We start from the raw sequence: 19181 nt of genomic DNA, 5'->3' as shown, positions 1-19181 counted from the left end.
GTCCTCACTGCTTTTGGGTGGCATTGATGCGTGCCAGAGATGCTTTGGTAACCCGGTCAAGAACCACCGCCAGGATCACGATACCGAGGCCAGCTACCAGGCCAACGCCGAGTTCCAGGTTGCGGATACCGCGAAGTACCAGAACACCCAGGCCCGGTGCGGAAACAAGTGATGCAATAACAACCATCGCGAGACTCATCATGATGGTCTGGTTTACGCCAGCCATAATGTTGGGTAAAGCCAGGGGAATCTGAACCTTGAACAGCTTCTGTCTGGGCGTCATCCCGAAGGCATCCGCCGCTTCGATTACATCCTTGTCTACCAGCCGGATACCCAGGTTGGTCAGCCTCACCACCGGCACAATGGCGTAGAGAATAATGGCGATACCGTAAAGCTTGGATTCCGTCACACTGAACAGGAAGATCAGCGGAATCAGATAAACAAAAGGTGGCAAGGTCTGCAGCATGTCCAAAACCGGGATTGTCAGCCGTTGCAAGGTGTCACTTCTGGACATGGCAATGCCTATGGGCACACCAAACAGTACACAAAGGAAAGCGCAGACGAAAATGATGGCAAGGGTCTGCATGGCGTATTCGTAGTAATCGATGAACGCCAACAGACAAATACTGACGCCCACAAACAGCACCAGTTTCCAGGATTTGGTGACCAGAAAAACCACCGCCAACATGATGGGGATGATGATCCACCAAGGCGTGTTGAGCATGCCGTAAAGGGCGCCATCAAGTGCCCAGCTTAGCGGCTGGGTTAGTGGGTCAAGCACCAGGCTCAGGTTGTCTTTTACTGCAAGGAAGCCCTCTTCAAGGCCTTTTGTAAGCTCTCTGGATTGGGGGAATGCGGCGCAGGAGTCGTTAAGCGCGTCCATCGACGGGAACGGAACGTCCCACAGGGATTCTGGCTCTGCATCTTTGCCCTTGGCTTTGGCGAGCAGATCAGCCATCGACATCGGGCCGTCTTCTTTACCTTTCGCGCACCAGTCTTTTAACCCAAGTGCTGAAAACAGGGAGTCGTAGGTTGCCATCTTTGTTTAGCCTCTTCTGCGCATGGGGAGCCATACGCCACAGATTCAGTTGTTCTCATTAACAGGTGTGCCCGGGGCAGATTTTTGCAAATGCTGCACCCGGGCAAGGGCGGGGCTGTCAGTTATTCAAGAATAGCAGCAAGCTTTGTTCTGGCTTCATCGTTCAGCCAGTCAGACCATTCTTCGCGGTGGGTGCTCAGGAAATACACCGCTGCTTCTTCCGCGGATGCGTTGTTGGAGTCCATCCATGCCAGAAGGCCACTCATGGTGTCTGTTTTGAACGTCATTTTGCTGAGCATTGCGGTCACTTCAGGCTCGCGTTTCTTGAAGTCGGTAGTGACTGATGTAAGAACCGTTGCCGCCGGGAACTCGGAAACACCCGGGTTGTCGGCGTTGGCGTTCTGGTTTTTCTCGTGCACCTTCTGCTTGTAATCGCCGAGCTTTACACGGGTCATGTCGTACTTGCCCATAGGCACGGTGGGGCCCCAGTAATAGCCGAACCATGGTTCTTCTTTTTGTACGGCAGATGCCATTGAAGAAGCGAGGGTTTCGCCGGAACCATGGTTGAATACATCGATACCGGATTTTTCAAGATCCATGGCTCGAATCAGGTTGTCGTTTACAATTCTGCAGCCCCAGCCGTCCGGGCAGTTGTTGAAGCGCGAGCCTACCAGTTCGGGGTTGGCCATCACGCCTTCAATGGTCTTCAGCTCAGGGTGTTTTTCAACCAGGTAGGTGGGCAGCCACCATCCTTCTTCGCCGCCGGGATCCAGTACTTTAGCCAGCCGCTCAATTTTGCCTTCTTCTTCGAGGCGCAGGTACGCCTCGCCGGCCGAGTTCAACCACAGTTCGGTGACAATGTCGGGTTCGCCGTTTTCTGCAACCGACGTCACAGCCGGGACTGTGTCTGACGGGATGACTGACACGTCGCAGCCATAACCTTGTTCCATGATGAACTTGGCTACGTTGGTGACCACTGTATTGGAAGCCCAGTTCATTTCTGTAATGGAAACTTCGCCACAGTTGGCTTGTGCCATGGCGGGCACAGATAGCGCACATAGCAGTGCAGCAGACGTAAGCTTTCGCATAGTCACTTCTCCGTTTGAGGGTTGGTGAAATCGGGTATCAGTTGTTTTATGGGTTGTTGTATTACTGATATGGAGTAACCGGGAACGGCTCTCTGGTTTGCAGTTTTCTGGCAAGGCCGGGAGTAGGGCAAAACGATTCATCTCGGTTACTACGTAGCTATAAGCATAAGGGTCCTGAGCTCAGTTACAAGGTTTTAACAAAAATGTGGCATTTATGAGGACGTATCCGGACCGCTGTTGGGGCTTCTGGCCAGTTGCTTGACGCAACCCTTTTTTCGGGCCAATCTCTCGAAGGCTTTTAACTTTGATTCATCCTGCTTTTCCGGAACGGAGCTGATAATAATGAAAATTTTCGAAACAAAAACCGCACCGAATCCTCGCCGCGTACGCATGTTCATGGCAGAAAAAGGGCTGCTTGAGAAAGCCGAATTCATCGAGATTGACCTGCAGAAGGGCGAAAACCTGACGCCGGAGTACGTGGCACGCAACCCTATGAAGAAAGTGCCGGTGATGGAACTGGACGACGGCACCTGCATTGCCGAAACCATGGCCATTTGCCGTTATTTTGAAGAAAGCTATCCGGAAACGCCCACTCTGCTGGGAGATACTCCGCTGGAGAAAGCGCTGATTGAGCAGTGGGTCAGATGGGTGGAGTTCTACTTCTTTATGCCAACAGGCATGTGCTTTCAGCACACCAGTGGCTATTTCAAAGACAGAATGAACCCGATCAAGGAATGGGGTGAAGACTGCGGGAAGAGTGTTGGAAAGTTTATGGCATTTCTGAACAACCACCTCGCGGACAAGGAATATCTCTGCTGCGACCGGTTAACCGCTGCTGATATAAACGCGTTCACTACGGTAGCCTTCGCCCGCGTAGTGAATATCCGCATCCTGCCGGAGCATGCCCATCTTCAAGCATGGTATGACCGTATCAAGGCGCGCCCGTCTGCGCAGGCTTGATATCGTCTGCGGTTACATGCGGCTCCAAGCCAGGCGCAGCTATCACTTCAATGCGGTTGCGCCCATTTTCTTTGGCGAGGTACAAAGCATCATCGGCACGCTTTATGGCGCTTTCAATGTCAGTGACCCCCTGGCAACTCGTCATTCCCAGGCTAATGGTTTGATGAATGCTGTGCTCTCCGGCTTCCATGAGCTCGTCTGCCAGGGCAAGACGAGCCTTCTCGGCTACATGCAGGGCGCCATCCAGACTCGTCTGTGGTAAAAGTATAAGGAATTCTTCGCCACCCCAGCGACATAAGGCATCCTCGGCGCGAATTTGACGTTTTAGCCTGTGAGCGGTTTCCTGAAGCACGATGTCACCAATATTGTGGCCGTAGCGGTCGTTTACCCCTTTGAACCGGTCCAGATCACCAAGAATAAGGCTATAAGTGGCGCCGTAGCGCTGCGCCCTGGCGTGTTCCTGCTCCAGCAGCTGGAGCATGGCGCGTCGATTCAGTAACCCGGTCAGTTGGTCGGTTGTCGCCTGTTCCCTGAGTTGTTGCCGGGCCAGAAACTCACCTTTCCGGAGTTGCCTCAGTGCTTCACTGAGCACGAAGCCAATAACCATCATAACCATCGGGTCAAACAAAAAGGGAAGCAGTGCCTTTGTAGCAATGCCCATTGCCAGCGCCACGGGTACAAAAATGGCCAGCGGCACCGCGAACAGGAGCCAAAACTCTTTTGGGCCTCTAACTGAGAGAACGGTAACCCCGAAAAAGCTGATAACCATTCCGTTGGTTACTTGATAAATATTTTCATGCTGCCCACTGTAGTGAACCAGAAACAGTGACAGTATCATGGTCATCACCGAGAGCCCCATGGCTCGGAGCAGATAGCGGCTCTGGCATCTGGGTTTTCCGGTGTAGTGGGAGACGAGCGTGAGCAATGCGCATAGCAAAACCGGTAACCGGCACGCCGCCTCGGTCAGCCACACGTCAGCGTTGTGGCCAAGGCGCAACTGGTGGGTAAACTGATAAAAAACCACGGTGATCAATAGCACCCAAGCCGCAACAACGGCAACTTGTCGTTCTACTATCTGGATATGCGCCTCATAGGCCACGCGCCATGGGGCCGGGACCTTTCTATATGGTGTTTTGGGGATTGAAATATTCACCATGGTCTTTATCCGGCTGCCAGTAGTTTTGATCATCAGATAATACGAGGTTCGGCGCAATAGCCCTTGAGGGGTAATTGTGTCGTAAAAGGAGACAGTATGAGTGAGGCATCTCTTAAATGTGTTCTGGATGCGATTGATGGTGCAAATCGCGCAGACCCGAATGAGGAGGTTGTAGCAGGCGAGTCCATACCAAGGGAATATGCCTACAGTTTGCACATGACTCGCTGGCTGTATGAGCTGGAGCCAGCCCCCTCTGAACGAATGCAGATCGCCTGCCGTGCCCAGCATCTTGAGCGCTGGAAAATGCCCCGCAGTGATTACCCGGAGGGCCGAAAGTCCTATTACGAGTGGCGTCTGGCCTGTGGGCGCATGCACGGGCGCAGGGCCGCTGAGATTATGGCGGAGTGTGGCTACCCCGAGAGCGAATGTGAGCGGGTTGAGGTGATTGTGACCAAGCGGGAGTTGCGTAAAGACGCAGACACACAACTGCTGGAAGACGTCGCCTGTATGGTGTTTCTCGAGAAGTATTTTGCCCAGTTCTATGCGGATAACGCGGAATATGATCGGGAAAAATGGCTCCGGATTGTGCGACGAACCTGGGGCAAAATGTCGCAGCGGGCCCATGAGCGGGCCTTGGCGCTGGCAGTGAACCTGCCAAGCCATCTGCAGGCGTTGTTACAGGAAGCATTGACCTCTGAGACAGGTGATTAAACACGACACTTGAGGCGCTTTTATCTGGTGCGTATGATACTCATTATCATTTGATATCCGGTATCATTAGATGGCTGTGCCTGCCAATAACAACCCAAAGATCCTGATTGCCGAAAATAACCCGGTCCTGAGGGGGCAGTTGGCAAGCGAGCTGTCCTCCCGCGGGTATCGAGTACTACAAAGCCATGAAGGTGATCAGGCGTTGGTTGCCGCTCTGGCTCAACGGTTCGACTTAATCCTTCTGGATGTTCTTTTACCAAAGATGACGGGTTTTGACGTGCTCAAAAGGCTTCGCAAAACCAGTCAAACCCCAGTCATGATGCTGACTGCGTGCGATGCCGAGGATGAGCGCATCATGGGCTATAGGGAAGGCGCCGATGACTGTTTGCCCAAGCCTTTCAGCTTTACCGAATTGTTTCTGAGAATTGAGGCGCTGCTTCGACGAACGCGAGGCGATACCGACCAAAGAGCTGAGCCATCAACATTGTTGATCGGTGAGCTGAAGCTGGATCGACAAAAACTACAGGTAAGCTTCCAGGGGAGGCTGGTGAGCCTCACCCCCATTCAGTTTCGCTTACTCTGGATTCTGGTTCTGCATCAACGAGAGTCTCTGAGCAAGCCCTACCTGTACCAAGTGGTGCTCGAAAAAGAGTTCAATCGGTACGACCGCAGCCTGGATATGCATCTTAGCCGCATCCGCCGCAAGCTGGTTGCGGCGGGGGTGGCCAGTGACCGCCTGCAAACCGTACACGGCAAAGGTTACTGCTTTCTGTAAAGCGATGGATACGTGACAGAGCGAGAGCAGATGTAACAAATGTAAAACCGGTTTCCTTAGCGACACAAGTTATCGAGAATGCATGCCAAATACGAATCATTATCATGATGGAGTTTGGTCGCTATGGCAGTTTTTTCCACAGTCGCACAACCGAAACACTTTCGCCGCAGTGCTCTTTGGTTGGCTCTTGTATCCAGCCCTGTTGTGTATGCTGAACCCGTTGCCCTGGAAACGATACAGGTAACAGCCGAGCGTGAGGCAGAGGCCGACGCAGTGGTGGATGCTAAAAGTATTGAGCGTTTTCTCTCTGCTGATCTGGAAGACATCTTTGCCGGCGAGCCGGAGGTGAGTGTAGGCAGCTCTGTGGGCGTCGCCCAGAAAGTCTACGTTCGCGGTTTGGAAGATCCACTGCTGAACGTCAGCGTGGATGGTGCCACTCAAGCAGGCGTATTGTTTCACCATACCGGCCGAATCGCGGTTGACCCGGATCTGCTGAAGCGAGTGGAGGTGGATACCGGTGCCGGGAAAGCCACGGCAGGTGCCGGTGCTCTGGGTGGTGCGATCCGCTTTATTACCAAAGACCCGGAAGATCTCCTGCGTGAAGGTGAGAATGTCGGTGCTTTGGTCAAACTGGGTTCCTTCTCCAACACCAAAGGCTACAGTGCCAGTACCACAATATTCGGTCGCCTGAACGATCAGTGGAGCACTCTGGTTTCTGTAAATCAGAGCGATCATGAGCGTTATGAAGACGGTAACGGTGACGAGGTGCCCGGCACTGATGCCCGCCAACAAGTTGGTATGGCGAAACTGGTGGGGCACTTCGCCAATGGCCAGACACTGCGCCTGAGCCACGAAATCCGCAACGATGAGGGTGAGCGGCCGCAGCGCCCCCAGTGGGCCGTCAGCAGCTTCAATAAACTCTACGACCTTGATGGCCGCCGGGATACGACCACTCTTAACTATGGTGTGGCGCCGGAAGGCAATCCCTGGTTGGACGCAGAATTCACTTTGTATCAGAGCAGCGCGGAGCTGGAGCAGAATGTGGCAGATCGCTGGGGCCGGTACTTCGGTTTTACTCGCAGCATCGGTGGGGATCTGCGCAATACCAGCCAGTTGGGCAGCCACAGCCTGACCTACGGCGTCGATTACCGTGAAGACAAAGTCAATGCCGGTGGGGAAGCTGATAAGCGGGCCGAAGAAGAAACCGGTGATGTCCTGGGCGTATACCTGCAAGCGGACGTTTGGCTTACACAGCAATTGTTGCTCAGCGCAGGCGCCCGTTATGACGACTACAACTTGCAGGATAACAACGACCAGACATTCAGTGAGGATGCCGTTAGCCCGAATGCAAGTCTGGCTTGGCAAGTTCTGAATGGTTTGACGCTGAAAGCTGGCTACGCCGAAGCTTTCCGCGGGCCTATGCCGCGTGACGCCTTCAAGGTAGATCTTGCGCAGAACGATCCCGACCTCAAAGGTGAAAGGGCGAAGAACACCGAAGTGGGCTTTGACTATGTTTACCAGAACTTCTCCCTGTCGGCGGAGGTTTACCGGTCTGAAATCAAGGATGCTATCGCCGATGTTCTGTTCGGGCCTGCCATCTACCAGAACATTGGCGACCTGGAATCTGATGGCTATCGCATTGCAACCGGCTACCAGTGGAATGCCTTGAGTGCCGGCTTGAGTTTTCACAGCAATGACGCCGAAGTCGATGGCCAGCCTTTGACCGTGTACGAGCATAACCTGCTGGGCAATACCATCGGTGATACCTGGGTCGCTGACCTGACCTACCTCTGGAGCCATAACCTGGAATTTGGGTGGCAGGGCCAATTTGTGCAGGGAATCGACGACCTTGAAACCACTGTGGGCACGATCGATAAGCCAGGTTACGGGGTGCACGACCTGTTCGTGAACTGGCTGCCAACGGGTAATGAAGATCTGCGTCTGACTCTGGCGGTGAAGAATGTTGGCGACAAGCAATACCTCGACCATGCCAGTAATGCCGATTATCAGGGCATAGCAGGATACGAAGGTGTTGTGGGTATGCCCGCACCCGGTCGGGATATTCGCCTTGGTTTGGCCATGCGCTTTTGAGGCCGATGATGTTACGCATTCGATGCATAGCCGCCCTGGTGGGCGGCCTTTTCTGTTTGTGGGCTGACCTCTCTCTGGCTGCCCGCACGGTCACTGATTTAGCAGGTCGTTCGGTTGAGTTGCCAAGTGAGGTGAATCGGATCGTGCTGGGTGAAAGCCGCTATATCCCGGCGCTTGCCATACTGGACGGAGACGCGCTACCCGACCGCTTGGCCGGTATGCTGCCAGATTTCGAGATGACCGATCCGGGCGGTTACGCCCAGTACCTGAAAGCCTTCCCGGCACTGGCGGATGTGCCCCGGGTGGGGCACACCTCGGCCGACAGCTTTAGCCTGGAAAGCGTGCTTGGTCTGGGTGCTGATCTGGCTATCTTCAGCCTGGAGGGACACGGCCCTGGCGCCCGTAACAAGATGTTGATTGATCAGCTTCAGCGAGCCGGTGTAGTTGTGGTGTTCATTGACTTCCGCCAGAACCCCTTGGTGAATACACCCAAAAGCATGGCGCTTCTGGGTGAGGTGCTCGGGCGACAGGAGGAAGCGCAAACGTTCAACCGGTTTTACCAGCGGGAACTGGCAAAGGTGACCGATGTGGTTGCGCAGATTCCCGAAACTGACTGGCCGAGGGTCTTCCTCCATAGCCGTTTGGGATTGCACGACAGCTGCTGTGAAACCATGGTAGAAGGCATGATGGGGCATTTTCTCAAGGCCGCGGGCGCGCGCAACGTGGCGGAAGGGAAGGTGCCGGGTGTGAGCGGGGTGCTGAACCTGGAATACCTGATCAGCAACCCGCCGGACTACTATGTGGCGACCGCTATCGGCTCCCGCAAATACACCACCTCGGAATCCGACTACAGCTACGTGATGCTGGGCGCTGGTATCGATACGGCGACAGCCCGGGCCTCACTGGCACAAGCCACTGACAGACCCGGACTGCGAGCGGTAGAACCCATCCGCGAAGGCCGCGCGATGGCCATTTGGCACCACTTTTACAATACCCCGATGAATGTGATCGCCGTTCAAGCACTGGCCCGCTGGTTTCACCCGGAAGCCTTTTCGGAACTGGATCCGGAGGCCACACTGGCGGAATTCTACCAGCGCTTTCAGCCGATCGAACTGGATGGTATCTACTGGGTTCGCGCCCGGGAGCCAGCTGAATGAGTTCAGTGTCGCCGGCGCAAATGACTAAATTGGGCGACTCTGCCCCTCACACAACACTGGCAAGCGAATACCGGCGTTTTGTCTTGCGCCGTGTTGTGTGTCTGGTGGCTTTGGCAGTGGTGGCTTTGGCAGTGGTGGCCTTGCTGGTGGACATAGCCAGTGGGCCCTCCATGCTGGGCTTGGCCGATGTGGTTCATGGTTTGTTGAACCCTGAAAGCATCGACGCCGGTACCCGCGTCATCATTGAGGACATTCGTTTGCCTTATGCCTTGATGGCCGTGGTGGTAGGGGCTTGTTTAGGCCTCGCGGGGGCAGAGATGCAAACGGTGTTGAACAACCCGCTTGCCAGCCCCTTTACCCTGGGCGTGGGGGCGGCGGCTACGCTTGGTGCGTCGCTGGTGATTGCCTTCAATATTTCCTTTCTTGGGCTGGCGGCCCATATTTTGCTGCCGTTGTCGGCCTTTGTGTTTGCGGCCGTGGCATCGCTGTTGATTCTGATTCTGTCGCGCTCTCTGGGTGCCTCGGTGCATGCCGTAGTGTTGTTCGGCATTGCTTTGCTGTTTGGTATTAACGCCGTGGTGGGGTTGATCCAGTTTGTTGCAGATGCCGAATCAGTGCAGCAAATTGTGTTCTGGACCATGGGCAGTCTGGCCCGGGCGAGTCTCGATAAAGTACTGATTGTGGCGTTGGTGCTGGCAATCTGTTTGCCCTTTTCATTGCGTAATGCCTGGGCCATGACTTTGTTGCGCAGCGGTGAAGAACAGGCCCGGAGCCTGGGTATTCGCGTTGAGCGGCTGCGCCTGACGGTGTTGATGCGCGTCAGCCTGCTAACTGCCGCAGCCATGTGTTTTGTGGGGGAAATAGGGTTTATTGGCTTGGTGGCGCCCCATATTGCCCGCCTGATGCTGGGCGAAGACCATCGGTTTTTGCTCCCGGGCAGTGCCCTTGCCGGTGCGGTGCTGCTGTCGCTGTCATCCATTGCCAGTAAATTGCTGGTGCCGGGCGTAGTGTTGCCGGTGGGCATTGTCACCGCATTGGTGGGGATTCCGCTGTTCATCCTGCTGATCATTGGCCGCAGCCGGAGGGTCGCCTTGTGACCCTGAAGCTGGAGTCCGTTACCGCAGGCTATCGAAATCGCGCTGTATTCAGCAACCTGTCACTGCCGGAAATACCTGCGGGTGCATTGGTGGCCGTGATTGGGCCGAATGCGGTGGGTAAGTCGACATTGCTGAAGTCCATCGCGGGTTTACTGCCCATCTCCGGCACCATGACCTTCGCCGGGGAAAATCTGGCGGGGCTCACATCCCATCAGCGTACCCGCCGTGTTGGCTATCTGCCTCAGCCGTTGCCGCAAGCTATCCCGCTGGTGGCCTACGAAACCGTGTTCAGTGCCTGCCGCTCGGCCCGGGGCGACTGGTCCCGCGAAGAGACCGAACAGGCCATCGAAGAGGTGTTCGACACACTGGGCATACGGCAACTGGCCCTGCGACGTCTGTCTGAAATGTCCGGTGGCCAGCGGCAAATGGTGGGTCTGGCCCAGGTGTTGGTACGCCAGACGCCGTTGATGCTGCTGGATGAACCCACCAGTGCGCTGGACCTGCATTGGCAATTGAACGTGTTGAACGCCGTGCGCGATGCCACCACCCACGCAAAGTCTATCGCGCTGGTGGCGTGCCACGACCTCAATCTGGCCCTGCGCTATTGCGATCAGGTTCTGGTGTTGTCACCGGGCGGGCAAGCCGTGCTGGGCACCCCGGAACAGGTGCTAACGCCGGAGCTGCTGGCCCGCACCTACGGCATTGAAGCCCGTATTGAACGCTGTTCGCAGGGCCAACCCATTGTGCTGGCGGACCGCCCGTTGCCCGCCAGTGTTCGCTGAACCCACGGAGATTGTTATGCCGTTTATGAGCGCAAGCGTATCCACTACGAATCCAAGCCGTTTGATTAACCGCTTATGCAAACATTTCAGCCATAAGATTGAAGCTGAGTGGAGCGAAACCAGCGGTTTTCTGACCTTCTCTATTGGCGAATGTCAGCTGAGTTCTGAAAACGGGGCGCTGACGTTGGTGTGCGAGTCTCCAACAGCAGAAGAATTGGAAGATCTGGGAAAGGTTGTGTCCTCCCACCTCATCCGCTTTGCTGGCGAGGAGGTGGCAGAAGTTAACTGGCAACCTGGTAGCGCCTGACTCAGTTGGTGACGGGACCTACCAAACGCCGGGGACGAAAACGGAAAAATAGCGCGAGAGCAAGGCCGAAGGTGAGCCACTCAGCCAGCGGCAGTGCCAGCAGGAGTGGCCAGTCCGGTGCAAACTGCGCAAGGCCCATCAGCAACAGGGCCGGCAGTACCAGGCTTCGAGAGAAGGCTACAAGGGCAGAGGGCAGGGCGTGATGTGTGGCAGTGAGATATACTGACAGCAGCACGTTAATTCCGTTGACCACAAATAGTGGCTAAAGGATAGTCAGGAACTGATCTGCCAGCAGGGCGATGGCCGGGTCGCTAGAAGTGTCGAGGAAGAGCCGGACTAACTGGTTGCCGAATAACCAGACACTGCTCACCAAAGCCAGGGCCAGAGTCAGAATCACCGTGACACCGCAACCCATGAACTGACGTATACGCTCGGTGTTGCCGGCCCCGAGGTTGTGGCTAATCAATACGTGCATAGCATCTGATATTCCGTAAAACAACATCAAGCTCAGAAAAATCAGATAGTTAACTACGGTGAACGCTGCAACGCCTGCCAGCCCCTGAGAGGTGATCAACAGCCAATTGATCAACAGCATCACCAGGCCTACAGACATCTCGTTGATCCATTCAGACACGCCGTTGGTGAAGGCCTTAGCCACCTCGCACCAGTTGTGCTGACGCAGCCGGAATACCAGCTTGCGAGAGGGTTTGTGGAAATAGAGCATCAGCACGGCAAGCTGCAGCAGCTGGGCCAGCCCGGTGGCGGTGGCGGCACCGCGCAATCCGTAATCCAGATAACCCACCAGAAGGGCGTCCAGTACAATATTGCCGGCAGCTCCCAGCACCAGTGCGGTGGTGGCCAGCTCGGGGAATCCATCTACACGTACGAAGTAATAAAGCACCATGGTGAACAGCTGCAGCACCATCACCCATATGATCACCAGAAAATACTCTGACATCAGTGGGAAAACAGCAGGGGAGGCGCCCAGTAGACGATAGATGGGCTCGTGACACAGTAACCCGAGTAGCGCCCCGGCCAGCGCCAGTGCAACTGTAGCCATCAGGCATTTGCTGAATATCGCCGATGCGGCGTCACGCTTGCCTTCACCAAGATAGCGGCCAGCACGTACGGTGCCGCCGATAGCTAGCGCCAGAGCCATGCCAAACAGTAAGGTAAACCAGGGAATCAGCAGGTTCAGTGCTGCGAGGGCATCGGCACCGGCGAAATTACCAATGAAAATGCCATCGACTATGTTGGCAGTCGTCAGTGCGAGCAACCCGGCGACAGACGGAATGGCGTAACGGAAAAAGGCCGGCCAGCAGGGGCCGGCCAATATCGGGTCTGAAGCTTGGTTGGGGGTGTTGGCCATGAAGCTGAAGTTTTGTGCGGATCAGCCGAACAGTTCTTGCAGCTTCTCGCCCGGGTCAGCAGCGCGCATGAAGGATTCTCCTACGAGAAACCCATATATTCCGCGGCCGGTCATGGCTTCCACATCGGCGCGGGTCATAATGCCGCTTTCGGTAATGGCCAAACGGTCAGGTCCAATGCGCTGATGCAGATCGAAGGTGGTGTCCAGCGACACGTCGAAGGTGTGCAAGTCGCGGTTGTTGATGCCCACAAGAGGTGTGGTCAGCGTGAGTGCATCGTCCATTTCTTCGCTGTTGTGCACTTCTACCAGTACGTCCATGCCAATCTCATGGGCGATACCTTCCAATTCCTGCATCTGGTCTTTGGTGAGGCACGCTGCAATGAGCAGTATGCAGTCGGCACCGATGGTGCGGGCTTCGTATACTTGATAAGGCGCAACCATGAAGTCTTTGCGGATAACGGGCAGGCTGCATGCGTTGCGGGCGGCTATCAGGTAGTCTTCGTGGCCCTGGAAGAAGTCGTGGTCAGTGAGAACTGACAAACAGGCGGCACCGCCTTTTTCGTAGCTTTCGGCGATTTCGGCGGGCTCAAAGGGGTCGCGAAGTATGCCTTTGCTGGGTGAGGCTTTTTTGATTTCGGCAATGACGGCTGGTGTGCCGGCTTCGATGCGCCGGCGCAGGGCGTTGGCGAAGCCCCTTGTCGCAGGCTGGTCGCCAGACATGGCCTTGAGATCTTCCAGGCTCGTTTGCCGTTTGCGAAAGTCGATTTCTTCCCACTTTCTTTCTACGATTTTGCGCAGGATGGTGGGGGTTTTGTCGTTTTGCTTGTTCATTCGAGTTTTCCTGACTCAGAAGCAGTGTGAAAAATCTGCGAGTTCTGCGAGTTTTCCAGCTGCGAGGCCGGAGCCCATGGCATCCAGGGCCATTTCAACGCCCATCTTCGGGGTTGGTGTCAGGCCGGCAACATAGATTGCTGCGCCGGCGTTCAGGGCGATCATGTCTCGGGCTTTTTCGGCCATTTCGTCGTGGCCTCGACCGAAGGCGGCTTTGATCAGGTTGAGGGATTGCTCGGCAGTATCAACAGACAATCCCACCAGAGTCTGGCTCTTTATGCCCAGGTCTTCCGGGGTGAGCTGGTATTCGGTGATCTCGCCATCTTTCAGTTCAGCCACGTGGGTGACGCTGGCCAGGCTGATTTCGTCCAGGCCGTCTTTGGAGGCGACCACCATGATGTGTTCGGAGCCGAGTTTTTGCAGCACTTCGGCCATGGGGCGGCAGAGGGCTTTACTGAATACTCCCACCAACTGGCGTTTAACGCCCGCCGGGTTAGTCATGGGGCCGAGGATGTTGAACAGGGTGCGGCAGCCCATTTCTTTACGTGGGCCCACGGCGTGTTTCATGGCACCGTGATGGGATGGAGCGAACATGAAGCCTACGCCGATTTGTTCTACGCAGCGGGCGACTTGTTCAGGCGTCAGGTTCAGGTTGATGCCTGCTTGTTCGATCAGGTCGGCACTTCCGCTTTTGGAAGACACCGCGCGGTTACCATGTTTGGCAACAAAGCCGCCAGCGGCAGCAACAACGAAAGCGGAGGCGGAGGAGACGTTGAACAGGTTGGCGCCGTCACCGCCGGTGCCCACGATATCAACCAGTGGCTCGGCTTTAATAGTTACGCCAGAGACCAGTTCGCGCATAACTTCCACAGCGCCGGTGATTTCATCGACGGTTTCACTTTTTATCCGCAAACCCATGAGCAGGGCGCCAATCTGGGCATCGGTGGCTTCCCCGTTCATAACGATGCGCATCACGCTTTTCATTTCTTCCCGGGACATATCGAGGTTTTCGGCCACCCGGTTCAGTGCGTCTTTCATGTTCATTCGTAGTGCCTTTTCTTATTGGGTTCGCAGGAAGTTGCGGAGCAGCTCGTGGCCCTGTTCGCTCATGATGGATTCGGGGTGGAACTGTACCCCTTCAATGGCCAGGGTTTTGTGGCGCACGCCCATGATTTCTTCCACGGTGCCATCGCTGTTGCGAGTCCATGCCGTCATTTCCAGGCATTCCGGGAGGCTGGCTTGCTCGATTGCCAGGCTGTGGTAGCGGGTAGACTGCAAAGGGTTGTTGAGGCCACGGAATACGCCAGTGCTGTTGTGAAACACCGGGGATACTTTGCCGTGCATGACACGCCCGGCGCGGATAATTTTACCGCCGAATACCTGCCCAATGGCCTGGTGCCCGAGGCAGATACCGAGAATGGGAATCTTGCCGGCAAAGTGGCGGATGGCCTCCATGGAAACCCCCGCTTCATTTGGTGTGCAGGGGCCTGGAGAGATTACCAGCCGTTCGGGTTTAAGCGCCTCTATCTGTTCCACGGTGATTTCGTCATTGCGGTGCACCTGTACATCGGCGCCCAGTTCCGCAAGATATTGCACCACGTTGTAGGTGAAGGAATCGTAGTTGTCGATCATTAGTAGCATGATGTATCCCTCGCCTCAGTGGTTAAAATCGTTGTAGGTCATGGCCACCGCGCGGAAGATGGCGCGGCCCTTGTTCATGGTTTCTTTCCACTCAAGGCGAGGAACTGAATCGGCAACTATGCCGGCGCCGGCCTGTATGTGCAGGGTATTGTCCTTGATAACGGCGGTGCGGATAGCGATTGCGGTATCCATGTTGCCATTGAACGAGAGATAGCCCACAGCGCCGCCGTATACACCACGCTTCACCGGCTCCAGTTCATCAATGATTTCCATGGCCCGGGTTTTCGGGGCGCCGCTCAGGGTGCCTGCAGGCAGGGTGGCCTTGAGTACATCAAGGCAGCTGATGCCGTCTTTTACCTGGCCAGTCACGTTGGACACAATGTGCATCACGTGGGAGTAGCGCTCTACCGCCATTTTTTCGGTGAGCTTCACGGTGCCGGTTTCCGATATGCGGCCGGCGTCGTTGCGGCCCAGGTCTATCAGCATCAGGTGCTCGGCGATTTCTTTCGGATCGGCCAGCAATTCGGCTTCAAGCGCTCGGTCTTCTGCATCGGTGGCGCCGCGTTTGCGGGTGCCGGCGATGGGGCGAACAGTGACTTCCCGGTCTTCCATACGCGCCAGGATTTCCGGGGAAGAGCCCACAATGTGGAAATCGTCCAAATCCAGGAAGTACATGTATGGAGATGGGTTAAGTACCCTGAGTGAGCGATAGAGATTAAGTGGCGGTGCTTCAAACGGAATCGACATGCGCTGGGAGATGACGGTTTGCATCACGTCGCCGTCCAGCACGTAATCCTTGATTTTACCAACAGCGGCTTCGAACTTTTCCTGGCTGAAGCCTGATACAAACTCGCTTTCATCCACCGTTTTCCCGCGCAGATGAGCTGGCGTTTGTGGAGCATTGGCGGTTTGCCGGTGTAGTTTCTGTTCGAGTTCGTCGAGCCTTGATTGTGCTTGTTCGTAGCTACCGTCATCCGCCGGATTCACATGCACTATCAGGTGCAGCTTGCCCCGCAGGTTGTCGAATACCACCAGTTCGTCGGAGACCATCAGCAGTATATCGGGGGTGCCTATGCGATCCGGGGGGCAGCTGGTAGCCAGGCGCTTTTCGATATAGCGAACCGTGTCATATCCGAAATAGCCCACCAGACCGCCATTGAAACGGGGTAGCTCTTCCAGATCCGGGGCGTTGAAGCGTTCCTGGTAACTGGCTACAAATGCCAGAGGGTCTTCTACTTCAGCAGCTTCGATTAGTTCGCCGTGCCGACGAATCTCGATACGGTGGTCGAACACCTTGAGCACTTCCTGGCTGGGCAGACCAATGATGGAGTAGCGGCCCCATTTTTCGCCACCCTGAACGGATTCAAACAGGTACGAATATGGCCCGCTGGCGAGCTTGAGGTAGGTGCTTAAAGGGGTGTCCATGTCCGCGAGGACTTCACGATACACGGGGATACGATTGAAGCCGGCCTGTGCCAGCTTGCGGAACTGTTCGGAGTTCATGGTCGGGTTTCCTGGGATCTGATCTGCGTTCGAGCAGGCAAACGGTACTGTAGGTTTCGCCTGTCGGGTGGTGGCGTTAAGCGGGCAGGGGCGCGCTTTTCGCCGGGCTGAGATTATTCAGCCGGTACGCCATCGCCACCATCGTGTTGCGCGGGTAGTCAGGATGCCTCGCGCGGCAGTCAGATTCAGTCCCTGCACGGCAGGAATCTCCCGAATTGAAAAGAATTAAAGTCCAAGAGTTGAGAGGTTACAAAAGCTCGCTCAGGGAATCAACCACAGCGTCCGCTCCAAGCGCATGTACTCGTCGGCCAAAATTGTAGCCATAGGTGACAGCAACACAGGGAATACCTGCAGCCTGGGCAGCGGTGACATCTGCAGCAGAGTCACCAATCATTACGGTGGTGCCTCGACTGCCTTTCAGTGCTCCCATGGCGTGAAGCAAGGGGCCAGGGTCTGGTTTTCTTGTTTCCAGCGTATCGCCACCAATCACCAGTTTAAAGTGGTAATCCAGCCCCAGCTGTTTCAATAAAGGGCCCACAAACTGTTCTGGCTTGTTGGTTACTACGGCCATGGGGCAGTTACGCTCACTCAGGAATTCCAGGCAGGCTTTAACACCGGGGTATACCACCGCATGTTGGCCGTTGAACTCCCGATAGTTGGCATAAAATAGCGCCAGCGCGTCGTCAAAAAGAGCATCGTCGGCTGCACGTGCAGGTTCCCAGTCGGCTTTGCCAGCCAGGGCACGACGCATCAGAATGGGGGAGCCGTGACCCACCCATTGGCGCACCTGTTCAAGGCCGGCGGGCTTGCGCCCAAGCTGCTCGAGGGTGCGGTCAACCGCCGCGGCAAGATCCGGTGCACTGTCTACCAGAGTGCCATCCAGATCAAACAGGGCAACCCCGGGCCAGCGGGCGTTAAACAGGCCAGCCAGGCTCATTGGTTTGGCACCTGGTGACCCAATGCAGTGCGGGCCTGCTCCAACTCCTGACGCATGGCGTCAATGGTGGCTTTATAATCGTCAGTATTAAAAATAGCGGAGCCCGCAACAAAGGTGTCTGCACCGGCTTCGGCAATTTCACGAATATTGTCGATTTTTACGCCGCCGTCGATTTCCAGCCTGATGTTGTAATTGCTGGCGTCGATGCGCTTGCGGGCATCCCGAAGTTTGTCGAGGGTGCCAGGAATGAACTTCTGACCGCCAAAGCCCGGGTTGACCGACATCATCAGCACCATGTCGAGCTTATCCATTACATGGTCCATGTAATGCAGTGGTGTGGCGGGGTTGAATACCAGGCCTGCTTTACAGCCGCCCTCACGAATCAGTTGCAGTGAGCGGTCAATGTGCTGGGACGCCTCCGGGTGGAAGGTGATGTAGCTGGCACCGGCGTCGATAAACATGCGGATCAGGTCATCCACCGGCGATACCATCAGGTGTACATCGATGGGTGCGGTAACACCATGTTTACGTAGGGCTTCGCATACCATCGGCCCAATGGTCAGGTTGGGCACATAATGGTTGTCCATAACGTCAAAGTGCACCACGTCTGCGCCAGCGGCCAGTACGTTATCCACTTCTTCGCCCAAACGAGCAAAATCAGCAGACAAAATGGATGGGGCAATCAGATAAGGATTCATCACGGTTCTCGCAAACAATTGGCAGCCATTAATAATAATGACAGTCTAACAGCACCAGAGCGTGTTTTCGTAGCCAGAGGAGCTGGAACTGTGCGCCGAATCAGAACAATTAGTAAAAGCATATACCCTGGGCGCATTACCGGTTGCCTGTTGGCCTTTATGCTGGCAGTTGCTGGGACGTCAGCATTAGCGCAGGATCAGGACAAAGATGCAGAGCCCGCGCCATCTGCTTCTACCGAAGTGCGGGGTGTCGTCTCTTCCGGACAGGGTGAGTGGGGTTTGAGCCAGCGATTTCCGGATTCTGCGCTCTGGCTTGAGCTGGAGGACGGCACACGCACGCTGGCGCTGTTCTGGCCCGAGATGGAAACGCCGGCACGAGGCGCCGTGATCATTCTGGCGGATGAAGGCGAGAACGCGGAATCGGGGCTGGCTGGTGCTCTTGCCCGGGAGTTGACCCATCGTAAACTGGCTGTGCTCAGCCTGGGGCTGGAAACACCGCCAGCGGCCCTCAAGAGGATACTGGAACGTCCGCAGCTTGCACCGGAAGCCAAGCCGGAAGGGCAGAGCCCGGAAGCTGCCATTCCGACCACGATTGACGTTATGGCGGTGGAAGCCCCGGGAGATCAGGAAACCGCCTATCGGGAGCGAATTCGCGATGAACTTGCGGCCGGAGCCGCGGAACTTAACACGCGTGAATACGAGCTGGTAGCCCTGGTCGGTATAGGGCGAGGCAGTAATCATGTTGTGTCCTACGCAGCTGGGTTGGGGACACCTCCTGCGCTGATATGGGCTGGGCCAAAGTTTTATCCGGGTGATGCTGAGCGGCTTGCCCCCACACTTGAGAAAGCCTCGGTGCCGCGTATTCTGGAGTTGTCGTCGTCTGGTGAAGGTAGCGACCGAAGGGCAAGTTTGGCGAGAGCCGGAGTGCAAGGCTTTAGCCTGCAGCCAGTGGGTTCGGGAACGGGATTTGTCCCGCGAGATGGGAAGGCTCTTGCGGGCAGGATAGCCGCCTGGTTAGCACCGGATGCACGACAATAGC

At 55.8% G+C, this 19181-nt stretch carries 20 protein-coding genes; 9 read left to right on the top strand and 11 right to left on the bottom strand.

Going from position 1 to position 19181, the window contains the following annotated elements; all coding sequences use genetic code 11:
• Positions 1–4 precede the first annotated feature (4 nt).
• Together FE848_RS07770 and FE848_RS07765 are read right to left on the bottom strand one after the other, a co-directional pair.
• Positions 5–1039 carry an ABC transporter permease gene (locus FE848_RS07770; RefSeq protein ID WP_200202230.1) on the bottom strand — a complete coding sequence of 345 codons (1035 nt, stop codon included), beginning with the start codon at positions 1037–1039 and terminating at the stop codon, positions 5–7.
• A gap of 122 nt (positions 1040–1161) precedes the next feature.
• Positions 1162–2127, bottom strand: a complete 966-nt coding sequence (locus tag FE848_RS07765) for an ABC transporter substrate-binding protein (RefSeq protein ID WP_200202229.1) — start codon at positions 2125–2127, stop codon at positions 1162–1164.
• 342 nt (positions 2128–2469) lie between these two features.
• On the opposite strand from FE848_RS07765, the gene FE848_RS07760 reads away from it, so the two are divergent.
• Positions 2470–3087 (top strand): glutathione S-transferase family protein, encoded by a 618-nt coding sequence (locus tag FE848_RS07760; RefSeq protein ID WP_200202228.1) that lies wholly within the window; start codon positions 2470–2472, stop codon positions 3085–3087.
• Here FE848_RS07760 and FE848_RS07755 read toward each other — a convergent pair.
• On the bottom strand, positions 3059–4243 hold the full coding sequence (locus FE848_RS07755) for a GGDEF domain-containing protein (protein ID WP_200202227.1): 1185 nt from the start codon (positions 4241–4243) through the stop codon (positions 3059–3061). The genes FE848_RS07760 and FE848_RS07755 overlap by 29 nt on opposite strands.
• 96 nt (positions 4244–4339) lie before the next feature.
• Here FE848_RS07755 and FE848_RS07750 point away from each other — a divergent pair, with 96 nt between their 5' ends.
• The 7 genes from FE848_RS07750 to FE848_RS07720 all read left to right on the top strand — a co-directional run bounded on the left by FE848_RS07750 (position 4340) and on the right by FE848_RS07720 (position 11163).
• Entirely contained in the window at positions 4340–4954 is a 615-nt protein-coding gene (locus FE848_RS07750; RefSeq protein WP_200202226.1) for a DUF4202 domain-containing protein, read from the top strand.
• A 70-nt stretch (positions 4955–5024) separates the two neighbouring features.
• Positions 5025–5729 (top strand): response regulator transcription factor, encoded by a 705-nt coding sequence (locus FE848_RS07745; RefSeq protein ID WP_200202225.1) that lies wholly within the window; start codon positions 5025–5027, stop codon positions 5727–5729.
• A 123-nt stretch (positions 5730–5852) separates the two neighbouring features.
• The gene (locus tag FE848_RS07740; protein ID WP_200202224.1) at positions 5853–7820 is read left to right on the top strand and encodes a TonB-dependent receptor domain-containing protein; all 1968 of its coding nucleotides are present in this window, start codon (positions 5853–5855) and stop codon (positions 7818–7820) included.
• A 5-nt stretch (positions 7821–7825) separates the two neighbouring features.
• A complete protein-coding gene (locus FE848_RS07735) occupies positions 7826–8977 on the top strand; it encodes an ABC transporter substrate-binding protein (RefSeq protein WP_227715228.1) in 1152 nt (383 codons plus the stop codon).
• A 20-nt stretch (positions 8978–8997) separates the two neighbouring features.
• Positions 8998–10074, top strand: a complete 1077-nt coding sequence (locus FE848_RS07730) for a FecCD family ABC transporter permease (RefSeq protein ID WP_227715254.1) — start codon at positions 8998–9000, stop codon at positions 10072–10074.
• On the top strand, positions 10071–10856 hold the full coding sequence (locus tag FE848_RS07725; protein ID WP_200202222.1) for an ABC transporter ATP-binding protein: 786 nt from the start codon (positions 10071–10073) through the stop codon (positions 10854–10856). The genes FE848_RS07730 and FE848_RS07725 overlap by 4 nt, the downstream gene beginning before the upstream one ends.
• 16 nt (positions 10857–10872) lie before the next feature.
• A complete protein-coding gene (locus FE848_RS07720; protein ID WP_200202221.1) occupies positions 10873–11163 on the top strand; it encodes a DUF2218 domain-containing protein in 291 nt (96 codons plus the stop codon).
• A 1-nt stretch (position 11164) separates the two neighbouring features.
• Here the strand turns inward: FE848_RS07720 and FE848_RS18680 are convergent, their stop codons facing one another.
• The 8 genes from FE848_RS18680 to rpe form a co-directional block, all read right to left on the bottom strand.
• On the bottom strand, positions 11165–11398 hold the full coding sequence (locus FE848_RS18680) for a hypothetical protein (RefSeq protein WP_227715227.1): 234 nt from the start codon (positions 11396–11398) through the stop codon (positions 11165–11167).
• A gap of 27 nt (positions 11399–11425) precedes the next feature.
• The gene (locus FE848_RS07715) at positions 11426–12532 is read right to left on the bottom strand and encodes an MATE family efflux transporter (protein WP_227715226.1); all 1107 of its coding nucleotides are present in this window, start codon (positions 12530–12532) and stop codon (positions 11426–11428) included.
• Positions 12533–12553: 21 nt separating this feature from the next.
• A complete protein-coding gene (gene trpC, locus FE848_RS07710) occupies positions 12554–13363 on the bottom strand; it encodes an indole-3-glycerol phosphate synthase TrpC (RefSeq protein WP_200202220.1) in 810 nt (269 codons plus the stop codon).
• A gap of 15 nt (positions 13364–13378) precedes the next feature.
• The gene (gene trpD, locus FE848_RS07705; RefSeq protein ID WP_200202219.1) at positions 13379–14407 is read right to left on the bottom strand and encodes an anthranilate phosphoribosyltransferase; all 1029 of its coding nucleotides are present in this window, start codon (positions 14405–14407) and stop codon (positions 13379–13381) included.
• Between the two features lie 15 nt (positions 14408–14422).
• Positions 14423–15004 (bottom strand): anthranilate synthase component II, encoded by a 582-nt coding sequence (locus tag FE848_RS07700; RefSeq protein ID WP_200202218.1) that lies wholly within the window; start codon positions 15002–15004, stop codon positions 14423–14425.
• A gap of 15 nt (positions 15005–15019) precedes the next feature.
• Positions 15020–16507, bottom strand: a complete 1488-nt coding sequence (trpE, locus tag FE848_RS07695) for an anthranilate synthase component I (RefSeq protein ID WP_200202217.1) — start codon at positions 16505–16507, stop codon at positions 15020–15022.
• Between the two features lie 247 nt (positions 16508–16754).
• The gene (locus FE848_RS07690) at positions 16755–17444 is read right to left on the bottom strand and encodes a phosphoglycolate phosphatase (RefSeq protein WP_200202216.1); all 690 of its coding nucleotides are present in this window, start codon (positions 17442–17444) and stop codon (positions 16755–16757) included.
• Positions 17441–18142, bottom strand: a complete 702-nt coding sequence (gene rpe, locus FE848_RS07685) for a ribulose-phosphate 3-epimerase (RefSeq protein ID WP_200202215.1) — start codon at positions 18140–18142, stop codon at positions 17441–17443. The genes FE848_RS07690 and rpe overlap by 4 nt, the downstream gene beginning before the upstream one ends.
• Positions 18143–18232: 90 nt before the next feature.
• Between rpe and FE848_RS07680 the strand changes: the two genes are divergently transcribed.
• Positions 18233–19180 carry a DUF3530 family protein gene (locus FE848_RS07680; RefSeq protein WP_200202214.1) on the top strand — a complete coding sequence of 316 codons (948 nt, stop codon included), beginning with the start codon at positions 18233–18235 and terminating at the stop codon, positions 19178–19180.
• Position 19181: the final 1 nt, after the last annotated feature.

The organism is Marinobacter sp. 1-3A (assembly GCF_016597775.1).
Classification (GTDB): domain Bacteria; phylum Pseudomonadota; class Gammaproteobacteria; order Pseudomonadales; family Oleiphilaceae; genus Marinobacter; species Marinobacter xiaoshiensis.
This window is presented reverse-complemented; position numbering and strand designations above follow the sequence as displayed.